The 23,752-nt window shown below is 72.0% G+C and carries 27 protein-coding genes; 13 read left to right on the forward strand and 14 right to left on the reverse strand.

All coding sequences use genetic code 11. The features are described 5' to 3' along the window. Window positions 1-149 precede the first annotated feature (149 nt). Window positions 150-1,601 (forward strand): glycine hydroxymethyltransferase, encoded by a 1,452-nt coding sequence (locus OIE12_RS20015; RefSeq protein ID WP_329137207.1) that lies wholly within the window; start codon window positions 150-152, stop codon window positions 1,599-1,601. A 459-nt stretch (window positions 1,602-2,060) separates the two neighbouring features. Here OIE12_RS20015 and OIE12_RS20020 read toward each other — a convergent pair whose 3' ends face one another. Further along, window positions 2,061-2,774, reverse strand: a complete 714-nt coding sequence (locus OIE12_RS20020; protein WP_329137209.1) for a hypothetical protein — start codon at window positions 2,772-2,774, stop codon at window positions 2,061-2,063. Window positions 2,775-2,925: 151 nt separating this feature from the next. Between OIE12_RS20020 and trpS the strand changes: the two genes are divergently transcribed. Continuing rightward, window positions 2,926-3,939, forward strand: a complete 1,014-nt coding sequence (trpS, locus tag OIE12_RS20025) for a tryptophan--tRNA ligase (RefSeq protein ID WP_329137211.1) — start codon at window positions 2,926-2,928, stop codon at window positions 3,937-3,939. A gap of 237 nt (window positions 3,940-4,176) precedes the next feature. Further along, window positions 4,177-4,755, forward strand: a complete 579-nt coding sequence (locus tag OIE12_RS20030) for a 2'-5' RNA ligase family protein (protein WP_329137213.1) — start codon at window positions 4,177-4,179, stop codon at window positions 4,753-4,755. A gap of 55 nt (window positions 4,756-4,810) precedes the next feature. On the opposite strand, the gene OIE12_RS20035 is transcribed toward OIE12_RS20030, so the two are convergent. Further along, on the reverse strand, window positions 4,811-5,566 hold the full coding sequence (locus tag OIE12_RS20035; protein ID WP_329137215.1) for a decaprenylphospho-beta-D-erythro-pentofuranosid-2-ulose 2-reductase: 756 nt from the start codon (window positions 5,564-5,566) through the stop codon (window positions 4,811-4,813). 145 nt (window positions 5,567-5,711) lie between these two features. Between OIE12_RS20035 and OIE12_RS20040 the strand changes: the two genes are divergently transcribed. After that, window positions 5,712-6,623 (forward strand): YihY/virulence factor BrkB family protein, encoded by a 912-nt coding sequence (locus tag OIE12_RS20040; protein ID WP_329137217.1) that lies wholly within the window; start codon window positions 5,712-5,714, stop codon window positions 6,621-6,623. Here OIE12_RS20040 and OIE12_RS20045 read toward each other — a convergent pair. After that, window positions 6,571-7,968, reverse strand: a complete 1,398-nt coding sequence (locus OIE12_RS20045) for a D-alanyl-D-alanine carboxypeptidase family protein (RefSeq protein ID WP_329137219.1) — start codon at window positions 7,966-7,968, stop codon at window positions 6,571-6,573. The genes OIE12_RS20040 and OIE12_RS20045 overlap by 53 nt on opposite strands. 139 nt (window positions 7,969-8,107) lie before the next feature. Between OIE12_RS20045 and OIE12_RS20050 the strand changes: the two genes are divergently transcribed. Further along, window positions 8,108-8,350: an SCO4848 family membrane protein gene (locus tag OIE12_RS20050; RefSeq protein ID WP_329137221.1), complete on the forward strand. Its 243-nt coding sequence runs from the start codon at window positions 8,108-8,110 to the stop codon at window positions 8,348-8,350. 37 nt (window positions 8,351-8,387) lie between these two features. Then, window positions 8,388-9,620 carry a metallophosphoesterase gene (locus OIE12_RS20055; protein WP_329137223.1) on the forward strand — a complete coding sequence of 411 codons (1,233 nt, stop codon included), beginning with the start codon at window positions 8,388-8,390 and terminating at the stop codon, window positions 9,618-9,620. Window positions 9,621-9,635: 15 nt separating this feature from the next. Here the strand turns inward: OIE12_RS20055 and OIE12_RS20060 are convergent, their stop codons facing one another. Further along, window positions 9,636-10,253 carry a Uma2 family endonuclease gene (locus OIE12_RS20060; protein WP_329137225.1) on the reverse strand — a complete coding sequence of 206 codons (618 nt, stop codon included), beginning with the start codon at window positions 10,251-10,253 and terminating at the stop codon, window positions 9,636-9,638. 94 nt (window positions 10,254-10,347) lie between these two features. Then, the gene (locus OIE12_RS20065) at window positions 10,348-10,515 is read right to left on the reverse strand and encodes a hypothetical protein (RefSeq protein WP_329137227.1); all 168 of its coding nucleotides are present in this window, start codon (window positions 10,513-10,515) and stop codon (window positions 10,348-10,350) included. A 151-nt stretch (window positions 10,516-10,666) separates the two neighbouring features. On the opposite strand from OIE12_RS20065, the gene OIE12_RS20070 reads away from it, so the two are divergent. From OIE12_RS20070 to OIE12_RS20080, 3 genes are read left to right on the forward strand one after another with little or no spacing between them, the layout of a single operon-like run. Beyond that, window positions 10,667-11,116 carry an ATP-binding protein gene (locus OIE12_RS20070; RefSeq protein WP_329137229.1) on the forward strand — a complete coding sequence of 150 codons (450 nt, stop codon included), beginning with the start codon at window positions 10,667-10,669 and terminating at the stop codon, window positions 11,114-11,116. 35 nt (window positions 11,117-11,151) lie between these two features. Further along, window positions 11,152-11,532 carry a hypothetical protein gene (locus OIE12_RS20075; protein ID WP_329137231.1) on the forward strand — a complete coding sequence of 127 codons (381 nt, stop codon included), beginning with the start codon at window positions 11,152-11,154 and terminating at the stop codon, window positions 11,530-11,532. Beyond that, on the forward strand, window positions 11,525-11,776 hold the full coding sequence (locus OIE12_RS20080; protein ID WP_329137233.1) for a hypothetical protein: 252 nt from the start codon (window positions 11,525-11,527) through the stop codon (window positions 11,774-11,776). Before OIE12_RS20075 ends, OIE12_RS20080 begins: the two co-directional genes overlap by 8 nt. 40 nt (window positions 11,777-11,816) lie before the next feature. On the opposite strand, the gene OIE12_RS20085 is transcribed toward OIE12_RS20080, so the two are convergent. The 3 genes from OIE12_RS20085 to OIE12_RS20095 are packed head-to-tail and all read right to left on the reverse strand — an operon-like array spanning window position 11,817 to window position 14,519. Further along, window positions 11,817-12,317, reverse strand: coding sequence for a DinB family protein (locus OIE12_RS20085; RefSeq protein WP_329137234.1), 501 nt, complete (start codon window positions 12,315-12,317; stop codon window positions 11,817-11,819). Window positions 12,318-12,369: 52 nt separating this feature from the next. Then, window positions 12,370-13,854 carry a sensor histidine kinase gene (locus OIE12_RS20090; RefSeq protein ID WP_443053867.1) on the reverse strand — a complete coding sequence of 495 codons (1,485 nt, stop codon included), beginning with the start codon at window positions 13,852-13,854 and terminating at the stop codon, window positions 12,370-12,372. Continuing rightward, window positions 13,851-14,519: a response regulator transcription factor gene (locus tag OIE12_RS20095; protein ID WP_329142081.1), complete on the reverse strand. Its 669-nt coding sequence runs from the start codon at window positions 14,517-14,519 to the stop codon at window positions 13,851-13,853. Before OIE12_RS20095 ends, OIE12_RS20090 begins: the two co-directional genes overlap by 4 nt. Window positions 14,520-14,741: 222 nt before the next feature. Here OIE12_RS20095 and OIE12_RS20100 point away from each other — a divergent pair, with 222 nt between their 5' ends. Then, complete coding sequence (locus OIE12_RS20100) at window positions 14,742-17,213, forward strand: MMPL family transporter (protein ID WP_329137236.1); 2,472 nt, start codon at window positions 14,742-14,744, stop codon at window positions 17,211-17,213. Here OIE12_RS20100 and OIE12_RS20105 read toward each other — a convergent pair. The 4 genes from OIE12_RS20105 to OIE12_RS20120 all read right to left on the reverse strand — a co-directional run bounded on the left by OIE12_RS20105 (window position 17,210) and on the right by OIE12_RS20120 (window position 19,550). Then, a complete protein-coding gene (locus OIE12_RS20105) occupies window positions 17,210-18,010 on the reverse strand; it encodes a TetR/AcrR family transcriptional regulator (protein WP_329137239.1) in 801 nt (266 codons plus the stop codon). The two genes, OIE12_RS20100 and OIE12_RS20105, sit on opposite strands and share 4 nt — an antisense overlap. Window positions 18,011-18,019: 9 nt before the next feature. After that, window positions 18,020-18,589 carry a thiol-disulfide oxidoreductase DCC family protein gene (locus OIE12_RS20110; protein ID WP_329137241.1) on the reverse strand — a complete coding sequence of 190 codons (570 nt, stop codon included), beginning with the start codon at window positions 18,587-18,589 and terminating at the stop codon, window positions 18,020-18,022. 4 nt (window positions 18,590-18,593) lie between these two features. Beyond that, on the reverse strand, window positions 18,594-19,001 hold the full coding sequence (locus OIE12_RS20115) for a hypothetical protein (RefSeq protein ID WP_030382837.1): 408 nt from the start codon (window positions 18,999-19,001) through the stop codon (window positions 18,594-18,596). Window positions 19,002-19,115: 114 nt separating this feature from the next. After that, the gene (locus OIE12_RS20120; RefSeq protein ID WP_329137243.1) at window positions 19,116-19,550 is read right to left on the reverse strand and encodes a VOC family protein; all 435 of its coding nucleotides are present in this window, start codon (window positions 19,548-19,550) and stop codon (window positions 19,116-19,118) included. Window positions 19,551-19,709: 159 nt separating this feature from the next. On the opposite strand from OIE12_RS20120, the gene OIE12_RS20125 reads away from it, so the two are divergent. The 3 genes from OIE12_RS20125 to OIE12_RS20135 all read left to right on the forward strand — a co-directional run bounded on the left by OIE12_RS20125 (window position 19,710) and on the right by OIE12_RS20135 (window position 21,104). Then, on the forward strand, window positions 19,710-20,156 hold the full coding sequence (locus OIE12_RS20125) for a TM2 domain-containing protein (protein WP_030382839.1): 447 nt from the start codon (window positions 19,710-19,712) through the stop codon (window positions 20,154-20,156). Next, a complete protein-coding gene (locus OIE12_RS20130; protein ID WP_443053868.1) occupies window positions 20,134-20,598 on the forward strand; it encodes a DUF2752 domain-containing protein in 465 nt (154 codons plus the stop codon). The genes OIE12_RS20125 and OIE12_RS20130 overlap by 23 nt, the downstream gene beginning before the upstream one ends. Before the next feature lie 242 nt (window positions 20,599-20,840). Further along, window positions 20,841-21,104 carry a TM2 domain-containing protein gene (locus OIE12_RS20135; protein ID WP_329137247.1) on the forward strand — a complete coding sequence of 88 codons (264 nt, stop codon included), beginning with the start codon at window positions 20,841-20,843 and terminating at the stop codon, window positions 21,102-21,104. A 108-nt stretch (window positions 21,105-21,212) separates the two neighbouring features. Here the strand turns inward: OIE12_RS20135 and OIE12_RS20140 are convergent, their stop codons facing one another. Both OIE12_RS20140 and sdhA read right to left on the reverse strand, forming a co-directional pair. Next, window positions 21,213-21,992: a succinate dehydrogenase iron-sulfur subunit gene (locus OIE12_RS20140; RefSeq protein ID WP_329137250.1), complete on the reverse strand. Its 780-nt coding sequence runs from the start codon at window positions 21,990-21,992 to the stop codon at window positions 21,213-21,215. After that, complete coding sequence (gene sdhA / locus OIE12_RS20145; RefSeq protein WP_329137252.1) at window positions 21,992-23,746, reverse strand: succinate dehydrogenase flavoprotein subunit; 1,755 nt, start codon at window positions 23,744-23,746, stop codon at window positions 21,992-21,994. Before sdhA ends, OIE12_RS20140 begins: the two co-directional genes overlap by 1 nt. Window positions 23,747-23,752: the final 6 nt, after the last annotated feature.

Consider the following 23,752-nt stretch of genomic DNA (forward strand, 5'->3'; position numbering starts at 1 on the left):
GCGCGCTGGGATGGGACCGACCATCGGGAAGCGGCCCCGGACCTGCCGTGACGGTGCGGGGATCCGTGCGTGTGTGCCGTGCGCCTGGGCCGACCGTGACACGTGACCGCTTGTACGCCACTTGTACGCCACGCCGCCCGGAGGCCGAGATGTCAGAGCAGCCGCCCCTGTCCAGCGAGTCCACCGCCTTCCGCAGTGCCCTCGACGTGATCCGCGCCGTCGAACCCCGCATCGCCGACGCCATCGGCCAGGAGGTCGCCGACCAGCGCGAGATGCTCAAGCTGATCGCGTCCGAGAACTACGCCTCCCCGGCCACGCTCCTCGCGATGGGCAACTGGTTCAGCGACAAGTACGCCGAGGGCACGGTCGGCCGCCGCTTCTACGCCGGCTGCCGCAACGTCGACACCGTCGAGTCGCTCGCCGCCGAGCACGCCCGCGAGCTGTTCGGTGCCCGGCACGCCTACGTCCAGCCGCACTCCGGCATCGACGCCAACCTCGTCGCCTTCTGGGCCGTCCTCGCCGACCGCGTCGAGGCGCCGTTCCTCCAGAGGACCGGCGTCCGCCAGATCAACGACCTCTCCGAGGCCGACTGGGCCGAGCTGCGCCAGGCCTTCGGCAACCAGCGCATGCTCGGCATGTCCCTGGACGCCGGCGGCCACCTCACCCACGGCTTCCGCCCGAACATCTCCGGCAAGATGTTCGACCAGCGCTCCTACGGCACGGACCCGGCCACCGGGCTCATCGACTACGAGGCCCTGCGCGCCCAGGCCCGCGAGTTCAAGCCGCTGATCATCGTCGCGGGCTACTCGGCCTACCCGCGGCTGGTCAACTTCCGGATCATGCGCGAGATCGCCGACGAGGTCGGCGCGACCCTCATGGTCGACATGGCGCACTTCGCCGGTCTCGTCGCCGGCAAGGTCCTCACCGGCGACTTCGACCCGGTCCCGCACGCCCAGATCGTCACGACGACCACCCACAAGTCCCTGCGCGGCCCGCGCGGCGGCATGGTCCTGTGCGACGACTCCCTCAAGGACCAGGTCGACCGCGGCTGCCCGATGGTGCTCGGCGGCCCGCTCCCGCACGTCATGGCCGCGAAGGCGGTCGCCCTCGCCGAGGCGCGGCAGCCGTCCTTCCAGGACTACGCCCGGCGCATCGTCGACAACGCCCGCGCGCTCGCCGAGGGGCTGACGAAGCGCGGCGCCACGCTGGTCACCGGCGGCACGGACAACCACCTCAACCTGATCGACGTCGCCTCCTCCTACGGCCTCACCGGCCGCCAGGCCGAGCAGGCGCTGCTCGACTCCGGCATCGTCACCAACCGCAACGCGATCCCGGCGGACCCGAACGGTGCGTGGTACACCTCCGGCATCCGCATCGGCACGCCCGCGCTGACGACGCGTGGCCTGGGCACCGCCGAAATGGACGAGATCGCGGCGCTGATCGACCAGGTCCTGACCGCCACGGAACCGGGCACGACGGCCAAGGGCACGCGCTCCAAGGCCCAGCACGTGCTGGACGCCAAGCTGGCCGACGAAGTCGCCCACCGAGCGAAGGACCTGGTAGCGGGCTTCCCCCTCTACCCCGAGGTCAACCTGGGCTGACAACTTCGTTGCCGGGTGCGGCCAGTACGTGGCCGCCCGCGCAGTTCCCCGCGCCCCTAAAAGCCCGGGGGCACCCCCTGCGTCACCGTGCCCCTGTAAGGGGCGCGGGGCTGTGTCTTCTGCGCGGCTCCGCCGCGGGGGCGCGAGCACTCCCCGTGCCCCTGTAAGGGGCGCGGGGCTGTGTCTTCTGCGCGGCTCCGCCGCGGGGGCGCGAGCACTCCCCGGCCCCTGTAAGGGGCGCGGGGCTGTGTCTTCTGCGCGGCTCCGCCGCGGGGGCGCGAGCACTCCCCGGCCCCTGTAAGGGGCGCGGGGAACTGCGCGAGAAGTCCCCACCCACCCGCACTCCCCACTCGACCCCGCCCACCCGAGCTCTCCGGGGTCCAAGGGGCGGAGCCCCTTGTGAGGATGGGACGGGTAGGGGCGGCGGGGGCGAGAAAAATCCACCCGCGCCCCAACCCCCTAAAGATCAATCAACTCCTGCCGCGGCTCCCGCGGAGCAACCCCCTCCGCATCCCGCCGCGCACCCCACCACCGAACCCCCCAGGCACCCCCACCCCCCACCAGCGCCCCCACCAACGCCCCCCAAACCCCCCACCGCACCCGCACTCCCGTACCAGAGGACTCCCCCACCCCCTCGGCGGAGCCGAACACTCCCGCCCCCTCCAACCGGTCGTAGACCGCCCGCACCCCCCGATGCCACCGCACATCGTCATCGGCGACGTCCGGCGCCGCATCACTCCGTATCCACGGCGTCCCGTCCTCCGCCAGGAACACCTGATCCTGCCGCTCGATGGCGATGTCACCCCCCGGCGCCCGGTCCGTGTACGGCCACCCCCCGATCCCGGTCAGCCCCCACACCACCGTCGCCCGCACCCGCGGAAACCGCCCCTCCCGCCACGCGTCCGGCACCGCCTCGGTGCCCTGCTCGTCCGGCCGGAACAGATCCCACAGCCGGGCGAACTCCGCGTCCCCCGAGCGGAGCGTCCTCGTCCGCGCCCCGTCGTCCGCCCCGCCGCCCGGACCGCCGTCCGCACCACCACCCGCGTCATTCGGGACGACGATCGCCAGATCCGGCACGTCCTTCCCGGCCGCCCACGCCCCCGGCGCCTCCACCCCGAGGACCGCCCCGGCCACCACGACACCCGCCACCACCACGGCCGTACGACGCCTCACGCCGCAGCCCCTTCCCACGTCACCACGCAAGCCCTCACACCGGCGCCCACCGCCGGGCCCTTGCCCCTTGTTACACCTGAAGAACCGTTCGAGGCCCACCCGTTCCCGTCGCGTACCGGAGCGGTCCCCGGGACCTGAGAGAATGACGGGCATGGCGACTGACCGACCCCGCGTGCTCTCCGGAATCCAGCCCACCGCAGGCTCGTTCCACCTTGGAAACTACCTTGGTGCCGTCCGCCAGTGGGTGGCTCTCCAGGAGACCCACGACGCGTTCTACATGGTCGTCGACCTGCACGCGATCACCGTCCAGCAGGATCCGGCCGAGCTGCGCGCCAACACCCGGCTCGCCGCCGCCCAGCTGCTCGCCGCCGGCCTGGACCCGGAACGCTGCACGCTGTTCGTGCAGAGCCACGTCCCCGAGCACGCCCAGCTCGCCTGGGTCATGAACTGCCTCACCGGCTACGGCGAGGCCCAGCGCATGACCCAGTTCAAGGACAAGTCCGCCAAGCAGGGCGCCGAGCGCACCACCGTCGGCCTGTTCACGTACCCGATCCTCCAGGTCGCCGACATCCTGCTCTACCAGGCGCACGAGGTGCCGGTCGGCGAGGACCAGCGCCAGCACATCGAGCTCACCCGCGACCTCGCCGAGCGCTTCAACGGCCGCTTCGGCGAGACCTTCACCGTCCCCAAGGCGTACATCCTCAAGGAGACGGCGAAGATCTTCGACCTCCAGGACCCGGCGATCAAGATGAGCAAGTCGGCGTCCACGCCGAAGGGCCTCATCAACCTCCTGGACGAGCCGAAGACCACCGCCAAGAAGGTCAAGAGCGCGGTGACCGACACCGACACGGTCGTCCGCTACGACACCGAGCACAAGCCGGGCGTCAGCAACCTGCTCACCATCTACTCCACGCTCACCGGCGCGGGCATCCTGGAGCTCGAACAGCGTTACGAGGGCAAGGGCTACGGCGCGCTCAAGACCGACCTCGCCGAGGTCATGGTCGACTTCGTGACGCCGTTCCGGGAGCGCACCCAGCAGTACCTGGACGACCCCGAGACGCTGGACAAGATCCTCGCCAAGGGCGCCGAGAAGGCGCGCGGCGTCGCCGCGGAAACCCTGGCCCGGACGTACGACCGGGTCGGCTTCCTGCCCGCCCGCCGCTGACCCCACCGGCCCCACCGGCCGCCCCCTCGCACAGAAGACCGCACGGCCACCGTCCGGCCCCGTGTACCACCGGGCAGAGCGCTGCACATCACTACCGCTGCGCCTGCCCGGGGCACAGCCGTGGCCGTACAGTCGATAGCCGGGCGGCGCACAGCCGGCCGACAAGGCCCGAACCGGACCGACCCGAACCGACCCGATGACCGGGGCGACGCCCGACCCGACGACGAAGGAGACGACGTGGGGACCGTAACGATCGGTGTGTCGATCGCGGTCCCGGAGCCGCACGGCACCCTGCTCCAGCAGCGGCGCGTCGGCTTCGGCGACGCCGCGGCCCACGGCATCCCCACGCACGTCACCCTGCTGCCGCCGACCGAGATCGACGAGGCGGACCTGCCGTCCGTCGAGGCGCATCTGGCGCGGGTCGCGGCGGCCGGCCGGCCCTTCCCGATGCGGCTGTCCGGCACGGGCACCTTCCGGCCGCTGTCACCGGTGGTGTTCGTCCAGGTGGTCGAGGGCGCCGAGGCGTGCGCCTGGTTGCAGCGGCAGGTGCGGGAGGCGTCCGGGCCCGTCGCCCGTGAACTGCAGTTCCCGTACCACCCGCACGTCACCGTGGCCCACGGCATCGACGAGGCGGCGATGGACCGCGCCTACGAGGAGCTCGCCGACTACCGGGCCGAGTGGCCCTGCACCGGCTTCGGCCTGCACGAGCAGGGAGCCGACGGGGTGTGGCGCAAGCTGCGCGACTTCCCCTTCGGCTCCACGGTGGTCCCGCCGCAGGCGACCGCCCCCGAGGGCAGCTCCCTGCCCGCCCGCTGAGCCCGCCCCGGTCCGCGGCCGCTCACATCGGCGGCAGCCCTCCGCCCGCGGCCGCTCACATCGGCAGCAGGCGGAACAGCGGCCGCGGCACGTGCCGCAGCGCCGACATCACCACCCGCAGCCGTCCCGGCACCCACACCGTCTCCGAGCGCCGCCGCAGCCCCAGCTCCACGGCCCGTGCCACCGCCTCCGGCGTGGTCGTGAACGGCACGTCCGGCCGCTCGGTGCTCGCCGCCGTCCGGACGTACCCCGGGCGTACGACCATCACGTGGACGCCGGTGCCGTACAGGGCGTCGCCCAGGCCCTGCGCGAAGGTGTCCAGGCCCGCCTTGCTGGAGCCGTAGATGAAGTCCGAGCGGCGGGCCCGCTCCCCGGCGACGGACGACAGCACGACCAGCGAGCCGTGCCCCTGCGTCTGCAACGCCTTCCCGCACACCAGTCCGGCCGAGACCGCGCCGGTGTAGTTGGTCTGCGCGACCCGGGCCGCGGCCACCGGGTCGCGCTCGTCGGTGGCCTGGTTGCCGGGCACGCCGAAGGCCAGCAGCACCATGTCGACGTCGCCCTCGGCGAACACCTTGCCGAGCACCGCCTCGTGCGCCTCGGGGTCGAGCGCGTCGAAGGCGACGGTACGGACGTCCGCGCCGGCCCGGCGGATCTGCTCGGCGGCCTTCTCCAACGCCGGGGAGGGCCGCCCCGCCAGCCACACGAGCCGCGTCCGCCGCGCGATCAACCGCCGCGCGGTCGCCAGCGCGATCTCGGACGTACCCCCGAGAACGAGCAGAGAGGTGGGAGCTCGATAACCGTCCATCATGCGCCCGACGGTATCGGTCGGAAGGGTACGTACCCGTCCAAAACACGCCGTTCACGGCGCCGCTACCGGCGCCGTCGGCGGGTAACCGCACATCAGGCAGCCGACGAGAACATCAAGCCGTCGGCAAGAGGGGAGCGTCAGGATCATGGACTGGCTGAAAAGACTCCCCGGCATCGGCCCCGCCCTGGCCCACCTCGTGACCACCCACGCCTGGCGCTCCTACGAACGCCTGGACCGCGTCAAGTGGACCCGCCTCGCCGCCGCGATGACCTTCACCAGCTTCGTCGCCCTCTTCCCCGTCCTCACCCTCGCCGCCACCCTCGGCACCGCCGCCCTCAGTGACGCCCAGCAGCGCACCCTCCAGAACCGCATCGCCGACCAGGTCCCCGGCATCGCCGACGAACTCGACATCCACGGCCTGGTCGACAACGCCGGCACCGTCGGCGTCATCGCGGCCGTCGTCCTGCTGTTCACCGGCATCGGCTGGGTGGACGCCATGCGGGACTGTCTGCGCACGGTCTGGGAACTGCCCGACGACGAGGAGAACCCCGTCCTGCGCCGGGTCAAGGACGCCGGCGTCCTCGTCGGCTTCGGCGGCGCCGTCCTCCTCACCCTGGCCGCGTCCGCGATCGCCACCGCGCTGGTCGGCTGGAGCGCCGACCGGCTCGGCCTGGAGGAGGCCGGCTGGGGCCGCGCGCTGCTGCAGCTCGCCGCGTTCGCGGTCGCCGTCCTCGCCGACTTCCTGCTCCTGCTGTACGTCCTGACCCTGCTGCCCGGCGTCGAGCCCTCCCGGCACCGGCTGTTCGTCGCCGCGCTGCTCGGCGCCGTCGGCTTCGAGGTGCTGAAGCTGCTGCTCAGCGGCTACCTCCAGGGCGTCGCCGCGAAGAGCATGTACGGCGCCTTCGGCGTGCCGGTCGCGCTGCTGCTGTGGATCAACTTCACGGCCAAACTCGTGCTGTACTGCGCCTCCTGGACGGCGACGGGCAGCAAGGCCGAGGAGGGGATCACTCGCCCTTCCCGCGCCGCGCCGAACCCGGCAGCGGCCAGCGGCGGTTGACCAGCCAGACACCGGCGGCGACCAGCACCAGCAGGCCGCCGGCCATCCCCAGCGCGACGCCCATCCCGCCGGACCCGCCCCGCACCGCCGAGGCGGCCACCGGCTCGGCCGACGGCACGGGCGCGGCCGTCGGCGTACCGCTGCCGGAGTCGTCGCTCTCCGCGCCGACGGGGGCGACCAGCTCACCGACGGGCGTCGCCTTGCCCGCCGCCGAGAACCCCCAGTCGAGCAGCTTGGCGGCCTCCTTGTAGACCTCGTTGTGCGCGCCGTTCTCCGGGTTCATCACCGTGACGAGCAGCACCCGGCCGCCGCGCTCGGCGACCCCGGTGAAGGTCGCGCCCGCCTTGGTGGTGTTGCCGTTCTTCACGCCGGCGAGGCCCGGGTAGGGGGTGACGTCGGTGTCCCCGGCCAGCAGCCGGTTGGTGTTGCGTATCTCGATCGTGCTGCTGCTCGTCTTCTTCCCGCCCTTCCCGCCGCTCTTGGCCGGCGCGCCGGGGAGGGTGGCCGTCACGGTGGAGCAGTACTCCCGGAAGTCCTTCTTCTGCAGCCCCGAGCGGGCGATCAGCGTCAGGTCGTACGCGGAGGAGACCTGCTTCGGGGAGTCGTACCCGTCCGGGCTGACGACGGTCGTGTCCAGGGCGCGCAGCTTCTTGGCGTGCGCCTGCATGTCGTCGACGGTGGCGTCGATGCCGCCGTTCATCGCGGAGAGGACGTGCACGGCGTCGTTGCCGGACTTCAGGAAGACGCCGAGCCACAGGTCGCGCACGGAGTACGTCTGGCCCTTGTGCAGCGGGACCACGCTGGAGCCGGTGCCCATGCCGGCCAGGTCGGAGGCGGTCACCTTGTGCTCGGTGGTCCGGGGGAGCAGCTTGGGCAGCAGGGTGTCGGCGAACAGCATCTTCTGGGTGCTGGCCGGGGGGAGCTTCCAGTGCGCGTTGTGCGCGGCGAGGACGTCGCCGGACTCGGCGTCGGCGACGATCCAGGAGCGGGCGGTGATGTCCTTCGGCAGTACGGGCGCGTCGCTGCCGAGCTCGGCCTGCGTCCCGGGCAGCCCGAGCCGGGCGCCGCCGACGGTCGACATCGTCGCCGGGGGAGTGGCGGAGGGGCTGCCGGCGGCCGTCGCACCGGCGCCGGCGCTGCTGCTCGTGTTCGGGCTCGCAGTCGCACTCGCGCTCGAACCGGGGGTGTGCGCCGCGTTCGTACTGGCGCTCGCACCCGGACTGGGCGGCATGGGTGCGGCGAAGGCGGTGCCGGGCACGGCGAACGGCAGGGCGGGCAGGGACAGCAGCGCGACGGCGGCGACCGGCGTGCGGCGCCTGCCGGTCTTGGTGTGGGAAGCGGGCACGGAGGGCAACGTACCGGGCGAAGGTGTCGGCGTCGCACCCCCCTTCGGCCGTTCTGCGTCCACGCGGCCGGAACCAGCCGCTCCGGTTGCCGTCCCACCCGCCCGCCGGGCACCTCCGCCCACCGGTGATACTGACCGTATGAAGCTCAGCCGACCCGTCTCCTGGTTCCTGCTCGCCTTCGGGGTGTGGAGCTGGGTCATCTGGATCACTTTCGTCAAGAACCTGTGGAAGGACGGCAGTGGGCTCGCGTTCGACGACGCGGGGGACCCGACGGCGTACTTCTGGGTGCATCTGACGCTCGCCGTCGTTTCCTTCGTATTGGGGACGGTCGTCGGGGGCATTGGGTTGCGCGGTCTGCGCGCACTGCGTCGTACCGCATAGGGCGGTCACGGCGGGAGGGCTGGAGGAACGGGGAACAGTGATCGTCGTCTTCGTGCTGGCCGCGCTGTTGGTGCTGGCCGCGTTCGTGGCGCTGCACTGGTGGGCGTGGCGCCGCCTGGTGCGCGACACCACGTCGGGACCGGGCGCCGCGCGGCGCACCGGCACGGTGGTGCTCGTGGCCGGCCCGGTGCTGATGTTCGGCGCGCTGATCGCGGAACAGGCGCACGCCCCGTTCTGGCTCCAGCGCACACTGGGCTGGCCGGGCTTCCTGTGGATGGCGCTGTGCCTGTACCTGCTGCTGGCGCTGATCGTCGGGGAGGCGGTGCGGCCGCTGGTACGGCGGCTGGTGGCGCGCCGGGCGCGCGTGGAGACACGGGAGGCGGTCCCGGAAACGGTCCCGCCGACGGCCCCGAAACCCGAGGCGGACGCGGAGAACCCCCCGGCCCCCTCCCGCCGCCTGTTCGTCTCCCGGGTGGTGGGCGGCGCGGTCGCGACGGCGGCCGTCGGGACGGTGGGCCTCGGCACGTACGGCGTCCTGAACGGCCCCCGGGTGAAGCGGATCACGATCCCTCTGGCGAAGCTGCCGCGCGGGGCGCACGGCTTCCGGATCGCGGTGGTGAGCGACATCCACCTGGGCCCGGTGCTCGGCCGCGGCTTCGCGCAGCGCGTGGTGGACACGGTGAACGCGACGCAGCCGGACCTGATCGCGGTGGTCGGCGACCTGGTGGACGGCAGCGTGAAGGACCTGGGCCCGGCAGCGGCACCGCTGGCACAACTACGCGCCCGCCACGGCAGCTATTTCGTCACGGGCAACCACGAGTACTTCTCGGGCGCCGAACAGTGGGTGGAGGAGGTCCGCGACCTGGGCCTGCACCCCCTGGAGAACGCCCGCACGGAACTCCCCGCCTTCGACCTGGCCGGCGTGAACGACCTCCAGGGCGAGAGCGAGGGCCAGGGCCCGGACTTCGCCCGCGCGCTGGGCGACCGCGACACCTCCCGCGCGGTGGTGCTGATGGCCCACCAGCCCGCCCAGATCCACGACGCGGTCACGTACGGCGTCGACCTGCAACTCTCCGGCCACACCCACGGCGGCCAGCTCTTCCCCGGCAACTTCCTCGCCGCCGCCGCCAACCCCACGGTCGCCGGCCTGGACACCTACGGCGACACGCAGCTCTACGTCACCCGAGGCGCCGGCGCCTGGGGCCCACCGACCCGGGTGGGTGCCCCGTCGGACATCACGGTGGTGGAACTGGCGTCGAAGCAGGCGTGACCCGACCCGCCGCGCTCAGCCGGCCGCCCGCTGCCCGGCCCCGAGGATCTCGTCGACGTCGAGGGTGACCTTGGCCCCGAGCGAGTCGGGCAGGGTGACCAGCTCACCGGGGGCATGGGGCCGGTGGTTCTCGTACCTGTCCCCGACGGGATCGGTGAGGACATGCAGGCGCTGGTGCTTGCGGTCGACGATGACGTAGACGGGGATGTTGGCCCGTGCGTAGGCGGCGACCTTGGTCTTCAGGTCGTTCTTCCAGTTCTTGGAGGTGACCTCCAGCACCAGGCGAAAGCAGACCGGGTCGTACGCGCTGTTCTCGACATGGTGCTCATCAATGTCGGCGTCCACCACGACAAGGTCCGGAATGGCGTAGTCCTCGTCCTCCAACGGCAACCAGAGACCGACGCCTTGCAGCACCTCGGTCTCGCCGTCGTGCAGACCGGCCGCGATGAAGGAACGCATGAGCCGGGTCAGGACGCGAGCATGGGCACCGTCCCGAGTGGGGCTTACGAGGAGATGCCCGCCAATGATCTCGACGCGGTACCCCGGATGACGCTCCGAGATCTCGTCGGCGATCGCGGTCAGGGCGACAGGCTCGTCGCCGTGAAAGCGCTGCTCGACGGTCGCACCGGACATCACATGCCTCCCGTGGGCTGGTGTCGAGAGCATCATCGTAGGCAGCCGTGAGCCCCGGTGTCCCCCGCGAACCGCGTCACCCGAAGGTGTGCGCTCAGTCCCTCTGCGGCTGGTCCCGGACCGAAGCGGGTGCGACCCGTCGTGCCCAGAAGAGCACATGCCCTCCGTCGCCCTCCGGGACGAACCGCTCGCGCTCCACCACCAGCCCGGCCCGGGCGATCCACTCGCGGCTGGTGGCGGCGTCGGGCTGGCACCACCACATCGGGGCCCCGCCGCCCAGCCAGTCGTCAACCAGGCATGCGAAGACCCTCGACCGGTTTTCACCGGCTGCACTTCAGCCGCGCGCCCCGGCACCGAGCCGCCGCACGCGGCCCCAGGTGCTCGGATCGGTGCCGTCGCCGAGGGGGTGGTGAGTGCCGTCGGCCGTCGTGCTCCACGAGGACTCGCTTCACTACACGCCCGTGCTATGCACCGTCGGGCTGGCCAGGCGGCGGGCCGCTCGGCTTGTCGGGGAGTGGGGGTATCCCGGGCTCGCCGGGGACGTCGCGCTCGTCGTTTCCGAGCTCACGACCAACGCCCTGCTGCACGGCAGCCTGCGGGACCGGCTGATCCGGGTCCGGCTCGCCGTCACTCCCGCCGCGCTGAGCGTCGAGGTCGACGATCCGCGCGGCGAGCGGCTGCCGCGTCCTCGCGAGGTCACCGGCGAGGACCGGTTCGGGCGCGGGCTGCTGCTGGTCGGGGCGCTGACGGATGACTGGGGCGTACGCCCGCGCCCGGCCGGGGTCGGCAAGACGGTGTGGGCGCGGTGGCACCTCGGCGTCACCCTCTGCGGTACGGATGCGCACATCGGTGCGGAGGGATGACGGGGATGGCGCTAGCGTGGGCATGTGCCGCAGTGATGCTCGACGAACGGAAGGAGCGGCTGATGTCGATGCCGCACGAGAACGGGGACGCTCCGCTCGTCCCCCGCCCCGAGCTGACGCTGCCGGCGCTGCGCCAGGCCGTGGCCGCGGTGGCTCCCTCCCGTCTGCCCGAGTTCTTCGAGGATCTCCAGAAGGCGTTCGTGCGGGCCGGGGACGAGGACAGCGTCGTACCGATCCGCATGTTCTACCGGCAGTGGGGAGTCGTGGTCGAGATCGAGCGGCAGCCGGAGATCGCCCGGCGGCTGCACGCCGCCGAGCAGGCCGTGGACGACCCGGACCCCGCCGTACGCGAGCGCGCCATTCGCGATGCCGCCGAGATCGTGCGCGCGGCGCACCGCGAGGTGGCGGGTGGCTGACTGGCGCTGGGAGTTGTTCCAGGACGACATGCTGGACGGCCTCCCGGACACCGCCCGCATCGAGGCGGAACGCCTGGCGAACGAGATCGCCGTACGCGAGTCCATGGTCTTCCTGGAAGGAGCCGCCTACACGGGGCCCGGCCCGGGCGTGCGGAACGAAAGCCTGGGCATGCTCATGCTCACATACCTCACGGATGTGCGCGGCGAGCGGATCGTGGTGGTGCAGGTCAGCTGGTTCGGCTGAACGCACCCGTGCCATTCCGCTCAACCCGGTCCCGGTTCCGCTAACGCGGCCCCAACCCCGTCCGCCCGTCGAGCAGTTCGCGGGCCAGGTCCAGGTGGCCGGCGTGGCGGGCGGTTTCTTCTATCAGGTGGAGGACTATCCAGCGCAGGTCGGTGACGTCGTCGCCGTCCGGGCCGGGGTGGCGGCCCACCGGTGGTGCCGACAGCGGTGTGGCGGACAGGACCGCGTCGGAGCGCCGGCACTGTTCGCGGTAGAAGGCGAACACCACCTCCGGCGGCCGTGGCGTCGTCAGCGGGGCGTGGTCGTCGGGCCAGGCCAGCGGCTCGGCCGTCCCGGTGGCGACCTCCTGGAACCAGTGCCGTTCCGCGTAGCCCAGGTGCTCCACGAGCCCGAGCGGTGTCCACCCGGACGGTACGACCGGTGTGGTCAGGGCTTGTTCGTCGAGGCCGTCGAGGATCGCCAGGACACTCGACCGCTGTGCGGCCAGGAACTCCGTCAGCGCCTGCTTCTCGTACTCGCCTTCGCCCGCTGCTGTGGTCATGCGGCGATGATGGCAGGCGCCACTGACAACCGGCCCGTCGCGGCGGAGCCGCTCACTGCCCCTGCACTTCCGCCGGCAGCACCACCGTCACCGTCAACCCCTTGCCCGGGGCCGTCGTGGCCGCCACGTCGCCGTGGTGGGCCTCGACCACTCCCTGGACTATGGCCAGGCCCAGGCCGCTGCCCGCGGTCGAGCCGGTGCGGAAGAAGCGGTCGAACATCCGGGCCGCGTCCTCCTCCGGCAGACCCGGGCCCTCGTCGGCGACGGTCAGGCGGACCGTGCCGTCGGACCGCACGGCCGAGAGGCGCACGGGCACGTCCGGCGCGGTGTGCGTGCGGACGTTGGTCACCAGGTTGCCCAGCACCTGGCGCAGGCCCGACTCGTCGGCGCGGACCAGCAGGGCCCCGGACGCCGCGACGGACACGGGGCGGCCCGGCTGCTGCGCACGCAGATCCTCCGCCGCGTCCCGCACCAGCCGGCTCACGTCCACGTTGCGCAGCCGCAGCTCGGGCCGCTGGTCCAGACGGGCCAGGGTCAGCAGCTCGTCGACCAGCCGCCCCATCCGGTCCACCTCGCCGTTCATCCGGTCCCAGGCCCGCTTGCGCTCGTCCGGGTCGGTCAGCATGCCCCGCTCGTACAGCTGGAGGTAGCCGCGGATCGCGGACAGCGGGGTGCGCAGCTCGTGCGAGGCGTCGGCGACGAAGTGGCGCAGTTGGGCCGCGCTGCGCTCGCGCGTGCGGTACGCCGACTCGACCTGGTGCAGCATCGAGTTGAGCGCCAGCCGCAGCTGCTCCACCTCCAGGCTGGTCTCCCGCCGCGACGGCACCCGCCGGGTCAGATCGCCCTCGGCGATCGCCGACGACGTCTCCACCATGTCCTCGAGGGGCCGCATCCGCCGCCGTACATGGACCATCGTCAGGCAGAAGAGAAGCGCCAGCAGCAGCCCGCCCACGGTCAGATCGAGCCGGAGCGCCTTGGCGATGCCCTGCTTCAGCCCCTCGGTCGAGGTGGCGAACAGGACGTAGGAGCCGTCGTCCAGGCGTGCGGCGGTCGCCCGGTAGGGGTCACCGTTGAGGGTCACATTCCGCGGTTCGTCGGCGGTGGCGAAGGCCGCGGGGTCCCCGACCGCCGCCGCGAGCGCCCGCTGCGCCCTGGTCGGAGTCAGCTGGGCCACCTTCAGGACGGTGCCGTCCCGGTCGACCGCCGCGAACGTGTCGTTCGGCGTTCCCGACCCGTCGTCCTGCGGCAGCAGCCCCTCCCGGACGACGGCCATGGCGCCCAGGGAGTCCAGTTGGCGCAGCGTGAGGTGCGACTCGGACAGCGAGTCGCGGTTGCGGAGCAGATGCGCGTCGATCTGGCCGAGCAGATAGTGCCCGGCCCCCATCAGGGTGACCGTCGTCGCCGCGACCACGCCGACTGCCAGCAACGCCACGTTCACCAGCGTCAGCTGGGCCCGCAGGGAGTGCAGCCCACGCGGCCGGCCGAACCACCGCGGGACGGCGAGGCGAAACCCCCGCAGGCGCGCGGGGCGCTTCACGCCAGCCCGTATCCGACGCCGCGCCGCGTCGTGATCAGCGGCGGCCCCAGCGGGGCCAGCTTGCGCCGCAGATAGCTGATGTACGTCTCCACCACCGTCGACTCCGCCGGCGCGTGCTCGTACTCCCAGACGTGGCGCAGCAGTTGCTCCTTGGACACGACGCGCCCGCCGTTGCGCACCAGGAACCGCAGCAGCGCGTACTCGGTCGGGGTGAGCTCGACCGTGCGGCCCGCGCGGTGCACGCTGTACGTCGTCTCGTCCAGCTCCAGGTCCCCGTAGCGCAGCGGCGGGCGCTGCGGGAGGACGTCGGTGGACCGGGTGCGGCGCAGTACCGCCGTGACCCGGGCGACGACCTCGTCGATGTGGAACGGCTTGGTGATGTAGTCGTCGCCGAAGCCGAGCGCGCCGACGATCTCCGCGGGCGCGTCCCGCGCGGTCACGAACACCACCGCCAGGTCGGGCTGCCGGGCGCGCAACTCCTTGCCCAGCGCGCGGCCGTCGCCGTCCGGCAGCATGACGTCCAGGAGTGCCGCGTCGGGCCGTACCCGCTCGGTGAGCGCGAGGGCCTCGCGGACCGTGCCCGCCCGCATCACCTGGAAGCGGTGGTAGCGCAGGGCGATCGCGAGGACGTCGGCTATGGACTCCTCGTCCTCGACCAGGAGCACCGTCGCCCCGTCGCCCAACTTCCCGCCCGCGTCGCCCTCCTGGGGACCGCGCCCGTCCGCGTCGCTCGTCATGGCCCCAGTATCCGCACCGTACCCCGCCACCGGGGCGCTCGCCGCTTTGGAGTTCCTTGAGAGTGCGCCCGGCTCCATGTTCCGGCACCGCCGCCCTCCCCAATGCTGAGGGCGCAGGCCCGGGGGACCCTGACCGAGGAGCGAGGAAACATGACGACACTGGCACGCTGGTGCTACCGGCACCGGCTGGTGGTGGTGCTGCTGTGGGTGGCGGCACTCATAGGGGTGGGGACGGCGGCGACTCACGCCGGCAGCGACTACGCGAACGAGTTCTCCCTGCCGGACACCGACTCCACACGGGCGCTGGACCTGATGGAGAAGGCCTTCCCGCAGAGTTCGGGGGACACCGACACGGTGGTGTGGAAGGTCGACGACGGCAAGGTCACCGACGCCGCCGTGAAGTCCCGCATCGAGCCCGCGCTGAAGAGGATCGCGGTCATGGACGGCGTCGGCGAGGTCTCCGGACCGTACTCCGGCGCGCGCGGCGCCACGCAGATCAGCGAGGACGGGCGGATCGCCTACGCCCAGGTCACCTTCACCGAGCAGGCCTCCGCCGTCTCGAAGGACCTCGTGCAGGACGTCGTCGACACCGCACAGGGGGCCGAACGCGACGGCCTCCAGGTGGAGCTGGGCGGCCAGGCGATCGCGAGCACGGAGGAGGCGGGCACCGGACTGGCGGAGATCGTCGGCCTCGCGGCCGCCGCCGTCGTGCTGTGGCTCGCCTTCGGCTCGCTGCTCGCGATGGTGCTGCCGCTCTGCGTGGCCGTCTTCGGCGTCGGCCTCGGCGACTTCGGCATCCAGTTGATCAGCCACGTCACCAACGTCCCCGACCTCGCCCCGCTGCTCGGCTCGCTGATCGGGCTCGGCGTCGGCATCGACTACGCGCTGTTCATCGTCACCCGGCACCGGCGCGGCATCCTGCGCGGGCTCGACCCGGAGGAGGCGGCCGTCACCGCGCTCAACACCTCGGGCCGCGCGGTGCTCTTCGCGGGCGGCACGGTGTGCATCGCGCTCGCCGGCATGCTGGTGACCAATCTGCGGTTCCTGGACGGCGTCGTCATCGGCACCACCCTCACCGTCGTGCTGAGCGTCCTCGCCGCGATCACGCTGCTTCCGGCGCTCCTCGGTGTGTTCGGCACCCGGGTGCTCAGCCGCCGGCAGCGCCGCAGGCTCGCCGCCCAGGGCCCCGAGACCAGCCCGGAGCGCACCAGCGGCCTCGCCGCCCGCTGGTCGGCGCAGGTGCAGAAGCGTCCGCGGCGCACCGCCGCGCTCGCCGTCGTGGTCATGGCCGTCCTCGCGCTGCCGGTGCTCTCGCTGCGGCTCGGCACGGTCGACCAGGGCAACAACGACACCACGACCACCACCCGCCAGGCCTACGACCTGCTCGCCGAGGGCTTCGGGCCCGGCTTCAACGGCCCGCTCCAGGTCGTCGTGGACGGCGGCGGGGACAGTACCGCGCTCGTCAAGGACATCGAGGCCACCGACGGCGTGGCCCGGGCCGCCGCGCTGCCGCCCGCGCACGGCGTGAGCATCGTCCAGGTCGTGCCGACCACGTCACCGCAGTCGGAGGAGACGTCCGAGCTCATCGACCGGCTGCGCGACGACGTCATCCCCGAGGCCGGCGTCACCGCCCACGTCGGCGGGGTCACGGCGGTCTCCAAGGACTTCGCCACCGTCACCGGCGACCGGCTGCCCCTGTTCATCGCCACCATCATCGTCCTCGGCTTCCTGCTGCTCCTGCTGGCCTTCCGCTCGCTCGTCGTCCCGCTGACGGCCGCGCTGATGAACCTGATCGCCGCCGCCGCCTCCTTCGGCGTCCTGGTCGCGATCTTCCAGTGGGGCTGGGGGCTCGACCTGCTCGGCCTGGGCAAGGAGGGACCGATCACCTCCTTCCTGCCGCTGATCATGCTCTCGCTGCTCTTCGGGCTCTCCATGGACTACCAGGTGTTCCTGGTCAGCCGGATGCACGAGGAGTGGGTGCACACCCGTGACAACGCCCGCGCGGTCCGGGTCGGCCTCGCCGAGACCAGCCGGGTCATCAACAGCGCCGCCCTGATCATGGTCGCCGTCTTCGTCGCCTTCGTGCTCAGCGGCGACTCCAACGCGGCGATGGCGGGCGTCGGGCTGGCGGCGGCGGTCGCGCTCGACGCGTTCATCCTGCGGACGGCGCTGGTGCCGGCGGCGATGCATCTGCTGGGCCGCTCCAACTGGTGGCTGCCGGCCTGGCTGGACAAGCGGCTGCCGCACATGGCGGTGGAACCGCCGGAGGAGCCGGTGCGCACGGAGGCGGCCCCGACGGGTGCGCGTGGCGCGGACACGGGTGCGGGCCCGGCCGGTACGGGTGCGAACACGGCCGTGCACGGCTTCGTCCGGGACGTGGACGGCCGGCCCGTCGAGGACGCCGCGGTCACCCTGCTCTCGCCGGGCGGCGGACGCCGGCTGGACGGCGTCACCTCCCTGGCCGACGGCTCCTTCATCGTCTCCGCCCCGGCCCCGGGCACGTATCTGCTGACGGTGACGGCGTCGCCGTACGGCGCACGGGCGCAGCGCGTGGACGTGGGCGACGAACCGCTGGTCCACGACGTCGAACTGCGGCCCGGCGAGGTGGACGTGGCCGGCTAGCCCTTCTCCGGGTCCGCTCCGGAGCCCGGTGCCGTGTCCGGTGCGGCGTCCGCTTCGGAGTCCTGGCGCCCGCGACCCCGTCGCCCCTTGGCGGCGGGGTCCGGCATCGCCCTGGTCATCCCCGGCAGGAAGTCCGTGAACAGCTCGTGCACCTCGTGGACGAGGGGGCGCAGCACGCGGAAGCGGGAGAGGACCACACCGCGCGCGGTGAGCCGGGCGCCGCGCTCGGCGAGCCGGTAGCTGCGCTCGCTGCCCTCCGTGCGGTCGAAGATCCAGTACAGCACCAGCCCCATCTGGGCCAGCCACATCAGCTCCGGGAGCACGTCCTTGAGGTCGGCGGGCACCTTGGTGCGGGAACCGGCCAGCACCTCGCGCTGGAGGGCGACGACCTCCGTGCGCGCGGGCTCCGACTCGGCGGAGAAGGGGCTGAGCGGGCTGTCCGGGTCGGCCGCGTTCTTGAAGAACTGCACCGCGAACTCGTGGTACGGGGCCGCCACGTCCAGCCAGGCCTTGAGCACCCCGGCGAACCGGGCGTGCAGCTCCGTCTCCCGGGCCAGGACCTCCCGGACCGCCTCCCGGTGCTCGGCGGCGATCCGGTCGTAGAAGCCCTGGATCAGGTGTTCCTTGCCGGCGAAGTAGTAGTACGCGTTCCCGACGGAGACCCCCGCCTCCTGGGCGATGGCCCGCATGGTGGTCTTGTCGTACCCCCGCTCCTGGAAGAGCCGCATCGCGGTCTCCAGGATCAGGGCACGGGTCTGCTCGCTCTTGGTCACCGGGGGGTCGTTCTTCGCAGGCACGGGTCGAGCCTAGCCAGTCGGACAGGTGCCGTCCGGGCAGGCACCCGGGGTGGGGCCGGGGCCGCGGTACACCCAGCCGGCGCGGGGGTCGTAGACCCAGCCGTCCCGGCGGACGTAGGCGGTGCCGCCCCAGTGCGGGCTCCGCCCGGCCGCCGTGCGGGCCCGGCCGGCCTCCCGCCACTTCGCGGCGGCGAGCACCGCGCTGCGGGCCACCCGCAGGCCCGCCGGGGTGGACAGCCGGTGGGCGAGCCGGCGGTGCTCGCGCAGCGCCCACAGGCAGACGATCCAGGCGGCGGCCCCGCGGTAGACCTGGCCGCCGTCGCCGACGACGGTGATCTCCTCCATCGTCGCCCCGTGGTCAAGACCCGGCAGCAGCCGCCGGGCCTCCCCGGACCCCGCCGGGACGAAGTCCAGGGGCACGAGCTGCCGTTGCCGGCCGAGCCAGCCGCGGACGAAGGTGCACAGGGCGCACCGTTCGTCGTAGAGGACCGTGAGCCGGCGGACCGGGGGCCGCGGGGCCGCGGCGGGGACGGCCGAGGGGGAGACGGCCGGGGCGGCCGTCGTGTGCGGCGTGCGCATCGGGTCACGCTCCGGCGGGCGGGGCGACGTAGCCCTGCGGCGGGACCGGCGGGAACTGCTCGCGCTCCATCGCCCCGCGCCGGCGGATCCGGCTGAGCACGTACACGTTGCCCAGGTGCATCACGCCGAGGACCAGCAGCACCACGCCGAGCTTGGTCGACAGGGCCTCGAAGACCCCGCGGGCGTCGGTGACGGTGCCGTCGCCGTTGAGGTACAGCGCGACGAAGCCGAGGTTGACGAGGTAGAAGCCGACCACCAGGAGGTGGTTGACGGCGTCGGCGAGCTTCTCGTTCCCGTGCAGGACGTCGGCGAGGAAGATCCGCCCGTTGCGGCTCAGCGTCCGGGCGACCCAGATGGTCAGGGCGATGCTGATCACCAGGTAGATGACGTACGCGACGACTGTGAGGTCCATGTCCCCACCCCTTCTTGAACGCGTTCAAAAGGCTGTCAGGGATGACTGTAGACCTGTTTTTGAACACGTTCAAGCCGAGGGGTGGCCGAGCGAAGTGCGCAGGCGGGCGTGCCCTCAGTGCGCGGCGGCCCCGCGCCGCTGCGCCGCGCGCCCCAGCTCGGGCCGCTTGGCGTAGTCGGTGAAGCCGAGGACGTTCCCCCAGGGGTCGGCCGCCTCGACGGTCCACCCCGTGGCGACGGCGAACGGCTCGTCCAGCGGGCGCACCCCCGCGGCGGCCAGCGTGCGCGCCGTCACGCGCGCGTCGCGCACCTCCAGCCACACGCGGGGCGCGGCCCACGGCGGCGGCCGGTGGCCGAGGCCCTCCTCGTGCCGCAGCAGCAGCCCCGGGGTCTCGCCGCCCACGCCCAGCAGGGCGATCCCGGCCTCGTCGAGCCGGAACCGCAGCGGAAAGCCGGCCGCCTCGTAGAAGGCCACGGCCTCGTCGAGATCCCCGACGGACAGCAGCACGTTGTCGAAGCCGAGCAGCTCGTACGACTCGTCGTCTGACATGCCATCAGATTAGGTGGCCGGTTCCCGGAAGCCCGTGCACACCGGCGGCGGGGTCACCCGCCCGGGCGAGACGTGGACCCGACTTCTCTTCGGGAGGGTTTCTCCTGCAAGATGACCTGCACTCATACTTATGCACATCTGATGCCAGGAGTGGTCGCCGTGACCCAGCCGCCCAACCAGCCGCCGCAGCCCCCGAACCAGCCGCCGGGGTACGGCTACCCGAACTCGGGCGAACAGAACCCCTACGGGGCCGCGCCCGGCGCCGGTCCCTACCAGCAGCCGCAGTACGGCTACCCGCAGGCGGGCGGCTACCCGGCGGGCGGCGCCGTGCCGCCGCCCGGTGCGTTCGGCGGCGACCCCAACGCCCCCTACGGCTACGACCCCTACGGACGGCCGTACTCCGACAAGTCGAAGATCGTCGCGGGCGTGCTCAGCATCTTCCTCGGCTACCTCGGCATCGGGCGGTTCTACATCGGGCACGTGGGTCTGGGCATCGCCCAGCTGCTCACCTGCGGCGGTCTCGGCATCTGGTCGCTGATCGACGGGATCGTGCTGCTGACCAGCAACAACACCACGGACTCCAATGGACGGATCCTGCGTGGCTGACGCGGGCCCGCGCACCGGACGGGTGCCGGCCGGTCCCCGGCCGGCCCTCCGGTGGCTGCCGCCCGTGCTGCGCCGCCCCGAGGCGGCGCCGCTCGCGGTGGGCGCCGCGGGGCTCGCGGGCGCCGCGTACCTCTACGGGACGAACCCGCACGAGCCCGGGCACGCCCTGCCGGGCTGCCCCTTCCGGTTCGTCACCGGACTGCTCTGCCCGGCCTGCGGCGGCACCCGCATGGTGTACGACCTGATGCACGGGCAGTTCGCGCAGGCCTGGCTCGACAACCGGATGCTGCTGCTCGCCGCGCCGTTCGCCCTCGCACTGCTCGGCCGCTGGGCGCTGGAGGGGCTGCGGGGCCGCCGCTGGCGTCCCCGACTGCGCCCGCGCACCCAGGTGTTGATCCTCGCCCTCGCCGTGACCTGGACCGTGGCCCGCAACATCCGCTGAGCGCCGCATGGTTGTCCAACCGTCAAGTTTGGGACTTGACCGTTACTTGGTCATTGTTTGATCACGGGATGACTACAAATGGCCGTTTGCTCTCCCTGGGTGTGATCGGACTCTCTAAGCTCCCTGCTCACAGGGGGGATGACGTGTGCTGCACGACCTTCGGCGAACTCTGCCGCGGGTCCCTCCTGAAGCGCCCGGAGCGATGTGCTCCGGACACATTTCAGTCATTCAGGAGCCACACCATGACCGTCCCCGCCCCCGACGCCCCCTACGGTTTCGACCCCCAGGGCCGTCCCTACTCCGACAAGTCGAAGATCGTCGCCGGCATCCTCCAGCTCTTCCTGGGCACGCTCGGCATCGGACGCTTCTACGTCGGCTCCGTGGGCGTCGGCGTCGCCCAGCTCCTCACCTGCGGCGGCCTGGGCTTCTGGGCCCTGATCGACGGCATCATCTTCCTCACCAGCAACGACCGCACCGACGGCCAGGGCCGAGTCCTCCGCGGCTGACCCCACAAGGGGGTGCCCTCCCACCCCCCGGCACGCCGAAGGGCCCGCCTCCCCCGAGGGAAGCGGGCCCCACGCGCGTGTACGACGGCCTCCGGCCGGAGCGGGAGATCAGAGGCGCCGGGTGATCAGCGCCCGCTTGACCTCCTGGATCGCCTTCGTGACCTCGATGCCACGGGGACAGGCGTCCGTGCAGTTGAACGTCGTCCGGCAGCGCCAGACGCCGTCCTTGTCGTTCAGGATCTCCAGCCGCTGCTCCCCGGCCTCGTCACGCGAGTCGAAGATGAACCGGTGGGCGTTGACGATCGCGGCCGGCCCGAAGTACTGGCCGTCGTTCCAGAACACCGGGCACGACGACGTGCACGCCGCGCACAGGATGCACTTCGTCGTGTCGTCGAACCGCTCCCGGTCCTCCGCCGTCTGCAGCCGCTCGCGGGTGGGCTCGTTCGTGTCCTTCGTGATCAGGAAGGGCATCACGTCCCGGTACGCCTGGAAGAACGGCTCCATGTCCACGACGAGGTCCTTGAGGACCGCCATGCCCTTGATGGGCTCGACCGTGATCGGCTTCTCGGGGTTGATGTCCTTGATCAGCGTCTTGCAGGCCAGCCGGTTCTTGCCGTTGATCCGCATGGCGTCGGAACCGCAGATGCCGTGCGCGCAGGAGCGGCGGAACGTCAGGGTTCCGTCCACGTCCCACTTGATCTTGTGGAGGGCGTCCAGGACCCGCTCCTTGGGGTCCATCTCCAGCTGGAAGTCCTGCCAGGTCGCCTCGGCCGCCACCTCGGGGTTGAAGCGGCGCACGCGCAGGGTGACCGTGATGTAGGGGGAGTCGGCGAAGCCGGGCTCGGGCGTGCCGGCCGCGTCCGCCTTGTCCAGGGTCGGGGTTGCCATCAGTACTTACGCTCCATCGGCTGGTAGCGGGTCTGGACGACCGGCTTGTAGTCGAGACGGATGGACTCGCTGCCGTCGTCGCCCACCTCGCGGTACGCCATGGTGTGGCGCATGAAGTTGACGTCGTCGCGGTTGGGGTAGTCCTCGCGGTAGTGACCGCCGCGGGACTCCTTGCGGGCGAGGGCGGAGACGGCCATGACCTCGGCCAGGTCGAGCAGGTTGCCCAGCTCGATCGCCTCCAGCAGGTCCGTGTTGAACCGCTTGCCCTTGTCCTGGATCGCCACGTTCTTGTAGCGGGCGCGCAGTTCGCCGATCTTCTCGACCGCGGTCTTGATCGTCTGCTCGGTGCGGAACACCATGACGTTGGCGTCCATGCACTCCTGCAGCTCGCGCCGCAGGTCGGCCACCCGCTCGCTGCCGGTGGAGGAGCGCAGCCGCTCGATCTGGGCGACGACGAGGCTCTCCGGCTCCTCGGGCAGCTCCACGAAGTCCGCCTTCTGCGCGTACTCCGCGGCGGCGATGCCCGCGCGGCGGCCGAAGACGTTGATGTCGAGCAGCGAGTTGGTGCCGAGCCGGTTGGCGCCGTGCACGGAGACGCAGGCGACCTCGCCGGCCGCGTACAGGCCCGGGACGACCGTCGTGTTGTCGGTCAGGACCTCACCCTCGACGTTGGTCGGGATGCCGCCCATCGCGTAGTGCGCGGTGGGCTGGATCGGGATCGGGTCCGTGTAGGGCTCGATGCCGAGGTAGGTCCGCGCGAACTCGGTGATGTCGGGCAGCTTGGCGTCGAGCTGCTCCGGCGGGAGGTGGGTGAGGTCGAGGTACACGTGGTCGCCCTCGGGACCGCAGCCGCGGCCCTCGCGGATCTCCGTGTAGATGGAGCGCGAGACGACGTCACGGGACGCGAGGTCCTTCATGACCGGCGCGTACTTCTCCATGAAGCGCTCGCCGTCCTTGTTGCGCAGGATGCCGCCCTCACCGCGGGCGCCCTCCGTCAGCAGGATGCCCATGCGCCAGATGCCGGTCGGGTGGAACTGGAAGAACTCCATGTCCTCCAGCGGCAGCCCGCGCCGGTAGACGGCCGCCTGGCCGTCGCCGGTGAGCGTGTGCGCGTTCGACGTCACCTTGAAGAACTTGCCGGTGCCGCCGGACGCGTAGATCACGGACTTGGCCTGGAAGACGTGGATCTCGCCGGTGGCCAGCTCGTAGGCGACCACGCCCGCCGACTTCTTGACGCCGTCGACCTCGGTGAGCAGCTGGTCCAGGACGTAGAACTCGTTGAAGAACTCCACGCCCTCCTTGACGCAGTTCTGGTACAGCGTCTGGAGGATCATGTGGCCGGTGCGGTCCGCGGCGTAGCAGGACCGGCGGACCGGGGCCTCGCCGTGGTTGCGGGAGTGGCCGCCGAAGCGGCGCTGGTCGATGGTGCCGTTCGGCGTGCGGTTGAACGGCAGGCCCATCTTCTCCAGGTCGAGGACGGAGTCGATGGCCTCCTTCGCCAGGATCTCGGCGGCGTCCTGGTCGACCAGGTAGTCACCGCCCTTGACCGTGTCGAAGGTGTGCCACTCCCAGTTGTCCTCCTCCACGTTGGCCAGCGCGGCGGCCATGCCGCCCTGCGCGGCGCCCGTGTGGGAGCGGGTGGGGTAGAGCTTGGTCAGCACGGCCGTGCGGCTGCGCTTGGTCGACTCGATGGCCGCGCGCATGCCCGCGCCGCCGGCGCCGACGATGACAGTGTCGTACTTGTGGATCTTCATGATTCT

The sequence above is a fragment of the Streptomyces sp. NBC_00670 genome, from assembly GCF_036226765.1.
GTDB lineage: Bacteria > Actinomycetota > Actinomycetes > Streptomycetales > Streptomycetaceae > Streptomyces.